This is a genomic window from Lacrimispora amygdalina (assembly GCF_900205965.1).
Classification (GTDB): Bacteria; Bacillota; Clostridia; order Lachnospirales; family Lachnospiraceae; genus Lacrimispora; species Lacrimispora amygdalina_A.
Window position 1 is genome coordinate 19,118 of sequence record NZ_OAOF01000008.1, and the last position, 15,278, is coordinate 34,395.

The 15,278-nt window shown below is 39.9% G+C and carries 13 protein-coding genes; 9 read left to right on the forward strand and 4 right to left on the reverse strand.

Features of this window, described 5'->3' with window-relative positions; genetic code table 11:
• Window positions 1-31 precede the first annotated feature (31 nt).
• Entirely contained in the window at window positions 32-2,059 is a 2,028-nt protein-coding gene (locus CRO04_RS12290; protein WP_242974463.1) for a beta-galactosidase, read from the forward strand.
• 66 nt (window positions 2,060-2,125) lie between these two features.
• Here CRO04_RS12290 and CRO04_RS12295 read toward each other — a convergent pair whose 3' ends face one another.
• From CRO04_RS12295 to CRO04_RS12305, 3 genes are all read right to left on the reverse strand, one after another.
• Window positions 2,126-2,635 (reverse strand): DJ-1/PfpI family protein, encoded by a 510-nt coding sequence (locus CRO04_RS12295; RefSeq protein ID WP_097004545.1) that lies wholly within the window; start codon window positions 2,633-2,635, stop codon window positions 2,126-2,128.
• 23 nt (window positions 2,636-2,658) lie between these two features.
• Window positions 2,659-4,011: an APC family permease gene (locus CRO04_RS12300; protein ID WP_097004546.1), complete on the reverse strand. Its 1,353-nt coding sequence runs from the start codon at window positions 4,009-4,011 to the stop codon at window positions 2,659-2,661.
• Between the two features lie 146 nt (window positions 4,012-4,157).
• Window positions 4,158-4,676 carry a helix-turn-helix domain-containing protein gene (locus CRO04_RS12305; protein ID WP_097004547.1) on the reverse strand — a complete coding sequence of 173 codons (519 nt, stop codon included), beginning with the start codon at window positions 4,674-4,676 and terminating at the stop codon, window positions 4,158-4,160.
• A gap of 154 nt (window positions 4,677-4,830) precedes the next feature.
• Here CRO04_RS12305 and CRO04_RS12310 point away from each other — a divergent pair, with 154 nt between their 5' ends.
• The 8 genes from CRO04_RS12310 (at window position 4,831) to CRO04_RS12345 (ending at window position 14,946) form a co-directional block, all read left to right on the forward strand.
• Entirely contained in the window at window positions 4,831-5,037 is a 207-nt protein-coding gene (locus CRO04_RS12310) for a helix-turn-helix domain-containing protein (RefSeq protein ID WP_207654447.1), read from the forward strand.
• Between the two features lie 45 nt (window positions 5,038-5,082).
• Window positions 5,083-5,823, forward strand: coding sequence for a MurR/RpiR family transcriptional regulator (locus CRO04_RS12315; RefSeq protein ID WP_097004549.1), 741 nt, complete (start codon window positions 5,083-5,085; stop codon window positions 5,821-5,823).
• Between the two features lie 162 nt (window positions 5,824-5,985).
• The gene (locus CRO04_RS12320; protein ID WP_097004550.1) at window positions 5,986-6,912 is read left to right on the forward strand and encodes a 1-phosphofructokinase family hexose kinase; all 927 of its coding nucleotides are present in this window, start codon (window positions 5,986-5,988) and stop codon (window positions 6,910-6,912) included.
• A complete protein-coding gene (locus CRO04_RS12325) occupies window positions 6,909-8,756 on the forward strand; it encodes a fructose-specific PTS transporter subunit EIIC (RefSeq protein WP_097004551.1) in 1,848 nt (615 codons plus the stop codon). The genes CRO04_RS12320 and CRO04_RS12325 overlap by 4 nt, the downstream gene beginning before the upstream one ends.
• Window positions 8,757-8,766: 10 nt before the next feature.
• A complete protein-coding gene (locus tag CRO04_RS12330) occupies window positions 8,767-9,618 on the forward strand; it encodes a class II fructose-bisphosphate aldolase (protein ID WP_097004552.1) in 852 nt (283 codons plus the stop codon).
• Window positions 9,619-9,695: 77 nt separating this feature from the next.
• Window positions 9,696-10,220 carry a hypothetical protein gene (locus tag CRO04_RS12335; protein WP_097004553.1) on the forward strand — a complete coding sequence of 175 codons (525 nt, stop codon included), beginning with the start codon at window positions 9,696-9,698 and terminating at the stop codon, window positions 10,218-10,220.
• A gap of 168 nt (window positions 10,221-10,388) precedes the next feature.
• Complete coding sequence (locus CRO04_RS12340; RefSeq protein ID WP_278321368.1) at window positions 10,389-12,818, forward strand: type 2 lanthipeptide synthetase LanM family protein; 2,430 nt, start codon at window positions 10,389-10,391, stop codon at window positions 12,816-12,818.
• Between the two features lie 4 nt (window positions 12,819-12,822).
• Entirely contained in the window at window positions 12,823-14,946 is a 2,124-nt protein-coding gene (locus CRO04_RS12345) for a peptidase domain-containing ABC transporter (protein WP_097004555.1), read from the forward strand.
• A gap of 53 nt (window positions 14,947-14,999) precedes the next feature.
• Here the strand turns inward: CRO04_RS12345 and CRO04_RS12350 are convergent, their stop codons facing one another.
• Window positions 15,000-15,266 (reverse strand): hypothetical protein, encoded by a 267-nt coding sequence (locus tag CRO04_RS12350; RefSeq protein WP_097004556.1) that lies wholly within the window; start codon window positions 15,264-15,266, stop codon window positions 15,000-15,002.
• Window positions 15,267-15,278 lie beyond the last annotated feature (12 nt).

Below are 15,278 nucleotides of genomic sequence, written 5' to 3' on the forward strand. Positions count from 1 at the left end.
AAATTAGAGTGGGGATTATGGAGAAGAAACAATGAATAAAAAAATTATAATGAATCAGGATAGGCTGCTGCACGGAGGTGACTACAACCCGGAGCAATGGCTGGATTCCCCGGATATTCTGAAGCGGGATGTGGAGCTTTTTTTGAAGGCGGGTATTAATACGGTTACAATGGGGATGTTTTCCTGGGCATTGCTGGAGCCGGAGGAAGGAAGATACCAGATTGACTGGCTGGTTGAAATCGTAGAACGGCTGTATCAAAACGGAATTTATACAATTCTTGGGACACCTTCCGGGGCAAGGCCCCAGTGGCTGGCAAAACGATATCCGGAAGTACTGCGGGTTGATGAGCAGCGACAACGGAATTTATTTGGAGGACGGCAGAACCATTGCTATACCTCCCCTGTATACCGGCAAAAGGTCAGAGGAATTAATCTGCTTCTGGCGAAAGCGCTTGGAAATCATCCCGGTGTTCTGCTTATTCATCTTTCCAACGAATACGGAGGAGACTGCCATTGCCCGTTATGCCAGGAAAAATTCAGAGGCTGGCTGAAGGAGCGCTATGATACGATAGAGGAATTAAACCGCAGATGGAGTACCACATTCTGGGGGCACACATATCAGAGCTTTGAACAGATAGAGAGCCCCTCATCCAGGGGAGAGATGCTTCTTCATGCACTGAATCTGGACTGGAAAAGGTTTGTAACCGCCCAAACGGTGGATTTTGCGGCACAGGAAAAGAAAGCAATCAGGGACGGAGGGTGTCAAAAGCCTGTTACCACTAATTTTATGGGGGATTATGATGGGCTGAACTACAGAAAATTTAAAGGTGTTATTGATGTCGCATCCTGGGACAGTTATCCGGAATGGCATAGAAAGCCTGTACCCCAGACTGCCGCAGAGACTGGATTTCAGCATGATTTTATGCGCTCACTGCTGAAAAAACCATTTCTGCTGATGGAATCATCTCCTTCCGCTACAAACTGGCAGGAAGTGAGTAAACTTCGAAAACCCGGATTGCTTCACGCGGCATCTTTGCAGGCTGTGGCCCATGGCTCTGACAGTGTGCTGTATTTTCAGCTGCGCCAAAGCAGGGGGGCATCGGAAAAATTCCACGGTGCGGTGATTGACCACTATGGCGGTGAGGATACCAGGGTTTTTAAAGAGGTCTGCCAGGTCGGAGAGACACTTTCGAAGCTGTCAGAACTTGCTGGAACGGTTCAAAAACCAAAGGCTGCTTTAATCTGGGACACGGAAAACCGATGGGCATTGATGGATTCACAGGGACCCAGAAATGCCGGTATGCCCTATAAAGAAACAGCAGAAAAGATGTACGCAGGGGTACGCAGGCTGGGACTTGACATGGATATCATTGACATGGAGGATGATCTGGAGGATTACCGCATTGTCCTGATTCCCATGCTTTATCTGTTCCGTGCGGCAATAGAGGATAAAATCAGGGAATTTGTTAAAAACGGCGGAACTGCAGTAATGACCTTCTGGTCCGGAGTAGCAGATGATACGGACCGCTGTTTTCTGGGAGGTGTGCCTGGAAAATTAACTGAGGTATTTGGTCTCAGGAGAACGGAAATTGATGGATTATATGAAGGGGAAGAAAATGCTGCAATTCCCGTTAAAGATAATTTTCTATCTCTGGAAAGAAGCTATACCTGCCGGAATCTGTGTGAGCTGGTGAATGTCTCGGAGGCCAGGGTGCTTATGACCTATGAGAAAGATTTTTATAAAGATCTTCCAGTTTTAACCTGTAATCAATATGGAAAAGGGAAGGCATATTATATCTGTGCGGATATGGAACGGCAGTTTTATAACGACTTCCTGGAAGCAGTACAAAAAAATGATAAGATTGAAAAACCCCTTTCTGATATTCCTGATGGAGTAGAAGTGACTATAAGAGAGTCTGAGGAAGCCACTTATGTGTTCATTCAGAATTTTAGTACAGATCCGGTTAGTTTAAAATTGCCGGACCATGACTTTGAGGTTGTTTATGGAGAGACAGGGGGCAGTCTGAACGGGCTTTCGTCTGTTGTATTAAAAATATGAATTAGGGATTTATAAAATCAGGGCAGGATTCCTGTTTGGGGAATCCTGCCCTTGTATAGAATAACTCTAAATAGTAACAGCTGGATTTTTAAATAGTTTGAAATAAGTGATAGTCTCCTGATAATCTGCCTCGTCTTTATATATATTTGCAGCTTTTCCAATAGCCAGTGCAAAATCTACATATTCATTACCAGGGCTTAATACGATATTGCCGTCTAAGGTTTGGGTATGATGCGAATTAGCTTCAATGCATAGCGCCTCTGCCACAATATCCCTTCCAGCGCAAATACCACCGATCACTTTATCAATCTTTTTACATTCTCTGATTAAATGATTAAGTTCTGACAGCTTATTAATATTATCTGTATTCCCGCCGCAGATGACCAGAACGTCGATCTCTTCAGCACTTATCTCATTGATGCTTAAATCCACCACGATCCGGACTCCTTCGTTTGTCTCTATCATACTTTTATCATCAGCCAGAATATTAACATTACCTACGGTTTTCATAAAATAAGCCACCAGATCTACCTCGAAAAATGATGTCTCCTGATAAAGATAAATACAAGTATTCATAATACCCCCCCCTTTTTGTTATATTAAACTGCAGCCTTTGATTTTTTTAAAAACAAAGCGCTAATTACCATAACAACAAAACATACGATAAGAAAAGCGACTACAGCAGTACCATGTGCATACCATGCGGCAATGATCATAAAAATGCAGCCTGCAAGGGATATACAGGGCATTATGAACCGGTTAAAGATGTTTAAGCCTTTGCTTTTTACCATAAACAAAATAAATATAGGAATATACAAACCATACACGGTAACGATGGGAAGCTCGGATGAATCAAAGGTGAAAAATCCAAACCAGCTGGCGGTAAGATTCGCTCCGTAAAAATAAAACAGCCAGATACCGCATAAGAATAACCCTAAGATCGCAGAGTTAACTGGCATGTTGGTCGTAGGATCTACCTGATTGAATACCTTAGGTTTCGGTCCTAAACCTCTTGCTGCAAGAGAGTAAATTCCACGGGTGCAGCCAAGCATCAGTCCGTTTAGCGTCCCCAGACAGGATATAATTACAAACACAAACAAAAGGTTGCCGCCGATTGATGTGAATACAGTCTGGAAGGCCAGTTTGGCACCGGCTTCTCCGCCTGCCATAATTACTTCGTTCTTAACGGTGCCCGCCAGTCCGATGTAATACAGGATGTAAGCGGCCATGGTTATTAAGGTTCCGGTAATTAAAGCAAGGGGAAGATTTCTTTTTGCATTCTTAAGCTCTGCATTGATACAGGTTGCAATAATCCAGCCCTCATAGGCAAAGCTTGCAGCAACAATTGCTGTAAACAGTCCGTTGGAGGAGCTATCAGATACGGTATGAGTAAAGTTGTAAGCGGTCATACCATTGTGAAGACCGGTAATGGTTCCGATAATCGCCATTAAAAAGAGAGGAATCAGCTTAATGACAGTGGTGCTTACCTGGAATTTTCCTGCTAAAACAGGAGATAAAGCGTTAATGGTAAAACTGGAAATAAGGTAAAGGCAGGCAATCGTCATACATTCACCTCCGGTAATGGAAAAACCAAAGATAACACTGGTATACCGTGCGGAAACCCAGGCAAGGACGGAGGTGATTGTAGGATAGTAGATAATTGCCATAAAACTGCCTACGTAATAGGCAAATGTTTTTCCTGCCGTTGCCTCTGCGTAGTCTACGATGCCATTAACGTACTGATATCTGGTAGCCATAACGGAAAACGTGTATGCACAGGAAATCATAATGATGCCGCCGATGATCCATGCAAGAATGCCCTGCTTTAAATCACCCCCTGTTGCAGTCAGAATCTTTTCTGCCTTAAAAAACACACCGCTTCCAATCACGATGCCTACAACCATAGCGATGGCTGTAAATAAACCATACTTTTTTTCTAATTTCGCTTCCATAGTTCAACTGTTCCTGCTCTTCTATCGTATTTTTGTGAAAAATCCTTTATATTTTATCATAAAATGATTTACAATTCAGCAAGATTTTATTACCAGGAGCAAGTTTTTTAACTGCATAAACCTATGAGAAAAACAGCTGGTTCTGACTAGTCTTTCTCTTCTTCGCAGCCTAAGGATGAATCCTGAGATTGATTCCGGTACTTTGGCTGTTCGTATAGATCCATGATATATTCATTCGCTTTTCTTTTCCCGGAATCCGTAAGGGTTAAGTAAATCTTCGCCATAGCGCTGATTTTATCACGGTCTTCCTGCCGGGCACTTTTAAGCATTGCTTGTAAGCCATTGTCTGTGTGGTAGCCCAGGCCTTCATCTTCCCTGAATAAGTTATCGTATGCTGCATCTGCAGATCCACGCATCCAGACGGGTGCATCCCAGCTGGAATTTGGATGTTCGAAGCAGTCGTCCTGCCAGCCCATCAGATATGCAGGAGTGGTTTTAAGAATGCCCGCCAGCTTTTCCAGAACATTGGCTGGTACTTTTTCTATGTGTCCGTTCTCATATCTGAAAATGGTAGACCTTGAAACACCTAGTCGGGCGGCTACATCATCTGCACTCATCTCCAATTGATTTCTTCTTTCTTTGATTCTCTGACCAGTGATTGACATATTCATACCTCCTGAATGTATCATATCATCAATGTTGCAAAAATGCAACGAAAACAGGTGCATTTTTGCGATTTATATATTGACTTTTTAATTTCTTTGAGCTATTCTTATAATACGATAGTAGCATTAATGCAACTGGAAAGGGGTGTATTATTTGAACATACAAATGTTAAAGGAGAAGATGGCAGAATCAGCTTTGACTCAGGAAGCGGTTGCAGATGCCATTGGAGTAAGCAGATGTACATTTTATCGTAAGATGAAGAGAAAAGGGAACACGTTTACAGTGGAAGAGATGAACAAAATTATGAAGATGATCCCTCTGACGAAGGAAGAAGCAGCAAGAATTTTTTTTGCCCGGTAAGTTGCATTTATGCGACTGAAAAACTATGGAAGGCGGGAGGTTTTCATGATTATCTCACTTGATTCGGATATTATAGAAAAACTGACTAAGACAGAACTGGAAATCATTAATTTTATTAACAGTCATGAGAATACTCTTCATACAATGTCCATTGTTGACATTGCTTTTGATACTTACTCTTCCCCATCTACTGTATCAAGAGCCATCCGCAAGTGCGGTCTGAATGGATTTAACGAATTAAGATACCGATCCGGGAACCGCGCCAGGAGTGAAGAAATCCAGAGCATGAATGAGCTTTTTAATAAAACTCTTATAGAAGCTCAGGCGGTACATGAACGAATTTCACTGACAGATATTCTGGCAGTTATACAATGCTTAAAAGAAGCACGTCAGATATCTGTGTTTGCCAGAGGACTCACTACCTATGTCGGACAGGAATTTTCATTGAAGTTGCAGCTTCTGAATTATGATGTTTTCTTTACGGACGACCCGAATATCATGCAGGTAAAGGCAGCAAAGCTGAAAGAACGGGATGTTTTGTTTGTTTTGTCGTTGAATGGACAGACTCCGGAACTGGTTTCTTCGGCTGTGACAGCCCACCAGAGAGGTAACTGCGTAATCTCATGCTGCTGTAATCCCAAGTCCAGGCTGATCGCATGCAGTAAGATATCACTGGTAGGGTTTAAGCATTCTCATCAGGCGATTAAGGAATTTGAGGTCTCATCGAGGATTCCCCTGTATATGATCTGCAGAATTATTATAGATTATATGTCAACTTATTCCTGAGTGGTTACATAGGCGCTGGAGTACCTGATTATCTGGTATTCCAGCGTCTTTTAGCAGGAGTGCCCCCGGATATAGATTTTCAATAACTGAAAAGATTTTCATTACCATCTTCTCTATAATAGCAGGTAAGCAGAATTAACATGGAAAAGAGAGGTGGAATCAGTGATCTATACGTTGACAGCAAATCCGGCGATTGATATGAATCTCTCGTCTTGTGGAATTATGGGAAGGGTGGTAAACCGTACCTTTGATGCGGTATACACTCCCAACGGTAAGGGGTTAAATGTCAGCTACTGCTTAAAGCGGTTTCAGACCCAGTCCGCTGTTCTGGGGTTTTTCGGGGGCTTTTCCGGTCGTTTTATTGTTGATGAGACCAGGAAAAGGGGAATTAAGACTTATCCGGTCTGGGTGAATGACACAACCAGAATTAATATCTTTTTAAATGATGGAACGGAGGAGTATAAGTTTGTAAATGAAGGTTCCTATGTTTCGCCAGGGAAGCAGAAGAATCTGTGCAGGCTATTGGAGACACTGAACGATTTGGATACGTTAATCATCAGCGGCAGTCTTCCAAAAGGGGTTAAGGATTCCTTTTACGATGAGGTGATGGAGATTTGCCAGAGAAAACAGACGTCCGTTATTCTGGATATCAGCTCTCCTTATTTAAAAGATTTAATCGGCTGCCGGCCGTATCTGATTAAACCTAATGACGAGGAGATTAAAGAAATCTTCGGAATCGTGATGCGGGATGAAGCAGATGTTAAAGATGTGCTGAAAGATCTCCATGAAAGTGGTGCAGAGAATATTCTGCTCACCTTAGGAGATCGGGGATCTTATTTTTACAATGGCAGTGCTCTGTACCATGCAGGTACGAAGAAAGTCCGGCTGGTCAGTTCGGCCTGCGCCGGTGATGCAGCACTTGCCGGTTTTTTAAGCATATGGCTGAAGCAGCCATATGAGATAGAGGGAGCATTAAAACGTTCCGCAGCAGTAGGCGCCAATGTGGCAGAGAGCAGCGGACTGGGTTTAATGGATAGAGTGGAAGATTATACAAAAGAGATTATTGTGAGAAAGGTGGAGGGTGTATGAAATTACTTGGAGTAACCGGTTGTCCTACGGGAATTGCCCATACGTTTATGGCTGAAAAGGCATTAAAAGAGGCAGCTGGAAAACTGGGGTGTCAGATCAAAGTGGAAACTAACGGAGCCATAGGGGTTGAGAATGCATTAACAGAGGCTGACATTCGGGCGGCTGATGCCGTTATTGTTGCCAGTGACAAAAGTGTGGATCTGGAACGTTTTAACGGCAAGCCGGTTCTGGAGGTATCGGTGGGAGATGGAGTCAGCAGGGCGGAGGAACTGGTGAAAGCATGTCTGGCTGGCAGCGTTCCTGTCAGAAGAGGAACGGTCAGCCGTAATCTGAATCCCCAGCCGCAGCAGAATGCTGTCCGTCAGATTTATAAGCATCTCATGAACGGCGTTTCCCATATGCTGCCGCTGGTGGTGGCAGGAGGTGTTCTGACAGCGGTTTCTTTTCTGTGGGGGATCTATTCTTTTGATCCGTCATCGGAGCAGTATAATCCAATTGCAGCCCTGATTAAATCGGTAGGCGGCTATTCGATGGGATTAATGGTCACGGTTCTAAGCGGGTTTATTGCCCAGTCCATCGGCGGGCGCCCGGGGCTTCTTGCAGGACTGGTGGGAGGTGCCATAGCGGCAGGAACAGATGCTGGTTTTCTTGGAGGAATTGTCGCCGGATTTTTATCCGGATATCTTTCCCAGGGAGTTGTCAGCTCATTAAGAAGGCTTCCCAGGCAGTTAGAAGGATTAAAGTCCATTTTTATAGTTCCAATCATTACCATTGGAGGTGTTGGTATACTGATGATGCTGTTTGCCCAGCCTTGTGCGGCTCTCAACCAGTGGATGATGGCGGCACTGACAAAGATCCAGAATACCAGTCCGGTTCTATTGGGAATCGTTATTGGAACTATGTGCGCGTTTGATATGGGAGGACCGGTTAATAAGGCGGCTTATGTGACGGGAACCGTTCTTCTCGGTCAGGGGAATTATTATTTTATGGCGGGAGTTTCGGCGGCCTGCATTACTCCTCCGCTGGTTATGGCCATTGCTGCCACTCTTAAGAAAAACAGGTTTTCAGAAGAGGACCGGACTGCAGCATTGGTTAACTATGTTCTGGGTTTTACCCATATTACGGAGGGTGCCATTCCCTTTGCGGCAAAGAATCCGTTGAAGGTAATACCGATTCTTATGGTGAGTTCATCTATTTCTGCCGTTTCCACGTATCTGATGAAGATAGAGGTGCCTGCCCCTCATGGTGGATTCCTCATTCTTGGTCTGGTGAATAAACCGGCTGCATGGGTTCTCTGCATACTACTTGGTTCTTTTATCGGTGCCATACTGTATATATTAGTGACTCCGGTTGCAAAAAAGGAAACAGCCCCGTGGAAAGCGGCAGGTGCTTCTTTCCTGCCGGCCTCTCTATTAAAAGAAGAAACAATATGCCTTTCTCTTGAAAATACGGGGAAAGAGGAGGCAATTGATGAAATGGTGGCCATGCTTTATGCAGATGGGGTATTGCAGGATGCAGAGGCATTTAAGAAAGAGATTATGAAGCGGGAGGAAGTTTCTTCTACGGCATTTGGCGGTGGAATTGCGATTCCACACGGCAGATCAAAGGCGGTTCGTATGCCTAGAGTTGCAGTTGGTTTATCAAGGAAGGGAATATCATTTGACTCATCGGATGGAGAACCGGTATATGCGGTGTTCATGATTGCCGTGGGAGAGGAAGAAGATAATGTTCATTTAAAACTACTTTCTGCTCTTTCTCAAAAACTTATGGAACCAGGATTTTTATCAAGGCTCAGAGAATGCAGGCAAAAGGACCAGATTATACGACTGATTACGGAAGAATAGGAGAGAAAAAATGCCATTAGTTACTTCAAAAGATATGTTGCTGGATGCTCAGAAAGGGAATTATGCTGTCGGTGCCTTTAACGTGGAGAATATGGAGATGGTCATGGCAGTCGTGGAGGCTGCACAGGAGATGCAGTCACCTGTTATTTTACAGACAACGCCATCTACAGTCAGATATGCCGGTCTGAACCTCTATTATGCCAATGTAAAAGCAGTGGCTGAGAGAGCGACGGTTCCGGTTGCTCTGCATCTGGACCACGGCAGCAGCTTTCAACTGGCAGTTCAGGCACTGCGGGAAGGGTATACCTCTATTATGATAGATGGTTCTCATCTGCCCTGGGAGGAGAATAACCGGTTAGTCAGACGTGTTGTGGAAGCATGCCGCCCCTGCAGAGTTCCGGTTGAAGCGGAATTAGGCTGTGTGGGAGGGAAAGAGGATGATCTGGTAAGCGGCGGTACCGGTCTGACCTCACCGGAACAGGCTGTGGAATTTGTGGAGCAGACTGGTATTGATTTTCTTGCAGTAGCAATCGGAACCGCACATGGAGTATATAAAGGATGCCCCAACATTAGGCTGGATCTTTTAAAAGAGATAAAAAAGAGAGTTTTTATACCCCTGGTGCTTCATGGGACCTCCGGCGTAGAGGATGAGGTTGTGAGAAGCTGCATTCAGGAAGGAATCTGTAAGGTGAATTATGCCACGGATTTAAGAATTGCGTTTACCGATGGTATGAGACGGATTCTCAGTGAAGACCAGTCTGTTATAGATCCCAAGATTTATGGGAAGATGGGGAAAGAACTGGTAAAGCGCTATGTGCAGGATAAGATCTGGGTTTGTAAAAGCAGCGGGAGAGGGTTTTAAAAAAGAATATTTACCGGTGCTGACTATATAATGGTAGAAATAGAAGGAATCCAGACTGTTGCTGGTAAGGGGGCTGCATGATATTATCTGATGATCGGATCCGTGAGGGGTATATTATAGAAGCGGTTGGCGAAGAGGACTTAGATCAGTACGTAAAAATAAGAAAAGAATTCTTAAAACCATTTGTTGATCAGTATTATGGCGGCTGGGTTGATGAGATACAGAAGATTATTGCAGACGATTTATTTCAAAGGACGAGAAAAGATGCAAGTTTTTTAAGCATCCGGCTGAACGGATTAATCATAGGATTTCTTACATATAAGGAACAGCCGGACCAGATTACAGATGTTTCTGTTATCATGTCTGCGTCCGGCAGTGAAAGAGAATTGTTAAGTGATTTTCTTGATTTCATTACCTGCTTATCCGACAGGACTAAAAAACCTGTTCTGCTAACGGTTTATCAGGCATCTCCTTTTGCAGATATATACCGGGGACACGGATTTACTGTCTATGGCACATCCAGGACTCATTTCCTTATGTGCTATAACGTAGAAGACACCAGTGGTCTGGGGGATTATAAAAAACGGATCTTTTCCAGATAAATATAAAGAATTATTATATCGCAATTATTAAATAAGTTCATGCGTTTGTAGAAATACAAGTGTATGAACTTATTATTGTTTTATGAATAACAGTGCAAGAACTGGCAGGAAAAGTTACATAAATGATAGTAAAAGTTACATTAAAGTAAAGGAGTTAAGAACTTAATTATTCAATCTTTAAAATCAGATACATCCGATTCTCATAATGGTGGAGAGACTGTATTTATAGTTACACTTAAGAATAATATTAAACTAGTATATAAATCCAGAAGCTTAAAAGCAGAAGTATATTTGCAAAAAGCAATTGATTTTATAAAACCCGGACTTAAATATGATTTAGGAAAATTTAATATAATTAATTGTGAGAATTATGGTTGGGAAGAGTTTGTAAAATGTGACTGTTGCAGAAGTTATGAACAGCTAAAACGATATTATTATAGGTTCGGAGCACTGATATTTATCAGCTATATTCTTAATGCAAATGATTTTCATGAGGAAAACTTAATTGCAAATGGCGAATACCCCAAAATCATAGATGCAGAAACTATTCTAGAGAATTGGAGAACATCTGGCCAACTGTATGCAAGAGATAACATAAATATTATGTTAAGACAATCGGTTTTATCTTCTGGTCTTCTACCTAAGAATAGATTTGATAAGAAGGGGCAAGGAATTGATATGAGTGCAGTGGGGGGGAAGGGAGGAACGCTTTACCCATTTAAAATTCCTCATATTGTTGACGAATATACTTCCAATATGCATCTTGAGTATAAAAACCCTGTGAAAGAGGAACGGGAAAATCTGGCCAGGTTAAATGATCTATTTGTGCCCGTTGCAGAATTTTCAGATGATATTGTGGAGGGATTTAGTCATGCATATACATATACTTTTGCTAATAAAAATAGTATGTGTGAGTTATTAAATAGTTTTGGTGATTTAAAAGTGAGACACCTGATACAAGATACTCAAAAATATAGTATGATTCTGCATCTTTCTTATCATCCGGATTTCCTTCAGGATTGTAAAGATAGAGAGTTGTTTTTATGCTCCTTATATAAAGACAGTACAACTGATAAATCAAAAGATATAATTAAACATGAAGTGGATGATATGCTTCATATGGATATTCCGTATTTTACAGTTATGGCAAATGAGACTATTCTAAGGAATGGCAGAGGGGAGTGTATTGAAAATTACTTTTCTCATACAAGTATTGAACGTGCATGCCTTAAAGTAATGGAGTTAAGTGATGGCGATTTGGAAAAACAGGTAATGTTTATAAACATTTCTCTGGATGACGTAGATAAAACAAATGAAAGGAACGCAAAGATAAAACATATTACTCCAATGAATTCTGTTTTGACATATGAGTCTGTATGCGAAGAAGCAGTTAAAAAAATTGCTGACTCCATTATCCGTAAAGCCGTGTGGGGAAAGAATGAAAAAGATATTAGCTGGATCGATGTACTTCCGTTGGGTGATGATGATAACTTTTCGTGGGATATACGGCCTATTTCCGTTTATTTGTATGAAGGTTTGTCTGGTATTGCTATATTTTTTGCTGCCATTAATAAAGTTTTTCAATGTGCAAAATATGAAGAGGTATTAAATGCGGTTGCAGAATCATTATTTCAATATACAGATAGCTTGCTGGAAGATGAGCAGGATCTCAAAGAGGAAGATAGTGGAATTTTTAATGGAGAAGCTGGTCTTGTTTATACATATTGCCTGTTGTATAAAATCACAAACAGGAAAATTTATTTAGAATATGCAGTCCGCCACGTAGATATTTTGGCGGCAGCAATTCAGAGTGATAATAAATTTGATTTGGTATATGGAAATTCCGGAGCGGTTATTGCATTGGTTGAAATGTATGAAATAACAAAAGATAAGACTTACCTAATATTGGCGCAGCAGGCTGGTGATACTTTGGTAGTATCTCAAGATCACAATGGAGGCTGGATTGGAAACCCTAAAATGTCTGCGCTTGCGGGTATGTCTCACGGTACCAGTGGTATTATTTATGCTTTGACAAGATTATGGAAATATACACAAAATGAATATACGTTAAATGCCATAAAAAATGGATTGGAGTTCGAACGAACACTATTTGATCAAACGTATAAAAACTGGAAAGATGAGCGGCACTTTAAAGGCGAAAAAATTTCTGATAAAAATATCTATACAGTTGCATGGTGCCATGGTGCACCAGGAATTTTATTGGGAAGATTAGGCATGTTAAGTATTTATGATAATGAATGCAAAACAATTATCATTCAAGATATACGAAATGCTATCGAAACTGTTTATGGTAATGGAATCAGTAATAATAATTGCTTATGTCATGGTAGCATTGGTAACACAGAAATTATACGGGAGTATTGTAAAAAATTTGATAATAAAAAATTAGAGTTGGACGTTAAAAAAATCAGAAAAGAGATTGTAGCAGGAATTGCTCAAGACGAAAGCCTGGGCGTAACATCTCTATATGGTTATTACTCATTAGGTTTTATGAATGGAATGTCTGGGATCGGATACTCGTTACTAAGAGATTTGTCAGACGATTTACCCTGTGTATTAGCAGTTAATATGAGGTGATAATATGCCAAAAAAGAAAAAGGTTCCTTTGATCAGGCAATTAAGTACAACTGATTGTGGAATTTCATGTCTGACTATGATTTTTCAGTATTATGGCTGTAAATTTAATCAAAATTATATTAGAGCTAACTTTAATATTGGCCGTGATGGATTATCCTTATCTGATATGAAATATATTGCAGAGGATTATGGATTTCAATTTACGGCCTATGAGGATTTTTTTGTGGAAGAAAATATAAGCGTTAATTTACCGCTTATAATGTGCACAAAAAATAATCATTATTTTGTAGTAACTCAGAAGAAGGGAAATATATATCTTATAAATGATCCGGTTAATGGATTAAGGCATATGTCTTTTCAGGATTTAATGAGTGAGTGTGAAAGATATATTATCATAATTATACCAACAAAGGACATTAAAAAAAATAATAAACATGTTAAATATGTTAAACATTCACCTATAAAGATCAAATATTCTTCTATTGTTTTTGCATTTATATTAACGCTTTTAACACAGTGTATTGTTTTGTTACCATCGTTAACAATTCAAAGAATAGTAGATACAATGGGAGAACGTTCTGGTGGATACAAAACTCTTATATATTTCGGAATTGCAGCATTTATCCTGATCGCTTTTTTTTGTGCGAATCTGGTGAAACAAAACATAATACTTCTGGTACAAAATAGTCTATATAAAGAAACTATACACCACATGATTGACAAATTATTTCGTATTAATTTAAAGTTTTATGAAAGTCACACATCTGGTGATCTGCAATATAGATTTAACAGTGTAAATGACATCTATGATTTTGTGTCATCATTACTTATAACAACTCTTGTAGAAATAATAACTGGAATTATTTGTGCTGTTTTTATGATAGGACAATCATTTGTTCTATTTTTAATGACTTTAACTATAATAATTCTTCAGTTAATATATATTAGTTTAATTAAAAAAAAGTTAGATGAATTGGTTATGAATTATATGGCGGAGAGAAGTAAGTTAGAGGGGAAGATGGTTGATACTTTAGTAAATATTCAACAGATCAGATGTATGAGATTAAGTGAGATATTAAATACAGGTCTTAAGCATGATTACGATAAGGTGCTAAATTTATTACGAAGAAAGAGCATTGCGGGAAATTATCTTGAATCAGGCATTAATGCCATAGGTATCATAACCCCACTTTTAATTTATATCTGTGGATCATACTTTGTCTCTCAAACAGAAATAACAATGGGGGGGCTTATTGCATTTGTGACATTATCATCTTATTTTATGGCACCATTTAACACAGTATCAATTGTAATCCCCCAGTTAGGTAATTTAAAAGAGACATTATTAAGAATGGAAGAATTCCTTACATATAATGAGAATGCTGAGAATGGACAGATAGAAATTACGCATTTCGAGAATCTAAAACTGGAAGAACTCAGTTTTTCTTATGGGGACAGTAATAAAAAAGAATTATCTGATATTAACTTTGAATTAAAAGCTGGTGAGCGGATTGCTATTGTGGGGACATCAGGAAGTGGAAAGTCAACATTACTAAAAATAATAATGAATGTTTTATTTAATTATGCAGGTAAAATTACTTTAAATGGGATTGACATAGCAGAAATTAATAGAGATGGTATTGACAGGTTATTCACCATAGTTACGCAGACTCCGGTTGCATTTAGTGGTTCAATTAAGGATAATATAGATGTCTTTAACTGCCTGTCTGATGAAAAACTGAATAAAGCTGTCAGAGTCTCAGAAACCCAGGACTTTATTCAAAGTTGTCCAATGGGTATTAATACTTTTATAGGTGAAAATGGACAGAATATTTCAGGAGGACAAAAGCAGAGGATTGCAATAGCAAGGGCAGTAGCACTTGAACCAGAAGTTATAGTATTTGATGAGGCAACTAGTAATTTAGATCCAATTACAGAAAAGAAAATTTATGAAAATATAAAGAGTGAGGGCGTAAGCCAGATTGTAGTTACTCATCGCTTAAATACGATACAGGATTTTGACAGGATATATGTGATCCAATCAGGAAAAATAATTGAGTCAGGAAAACATGAGGATTTATTAGACAACAAATCATTGTATTATAGATTAACTCACTCAAAACTCTAGGTTAATGCCCTCGTATAGGCTACTATATAATCCTATATGAGGGCATTGATTTACTAATTCATAAGACGAGGAAATACTACAAAAGCAAGAATACATAAGAGATATAGACTGTTAACACCTAGTGAGATCTTTACATTAGTATTTCTCAATCGTATCCCAGCAAATAAAAAAAGGGTATAAAAGAAGCTGATTGTAGAAAAAATGCAATATCCAGTTAAGATAGCGGTGGCATTGGGATTATTAGCGTTCCAAAGTAAGATGACAGTAAAAGGAACAAAAATAGTAATTAAAGAAATAGTGCTTAATAATTTTTCTTTCATAATTAAAACTCT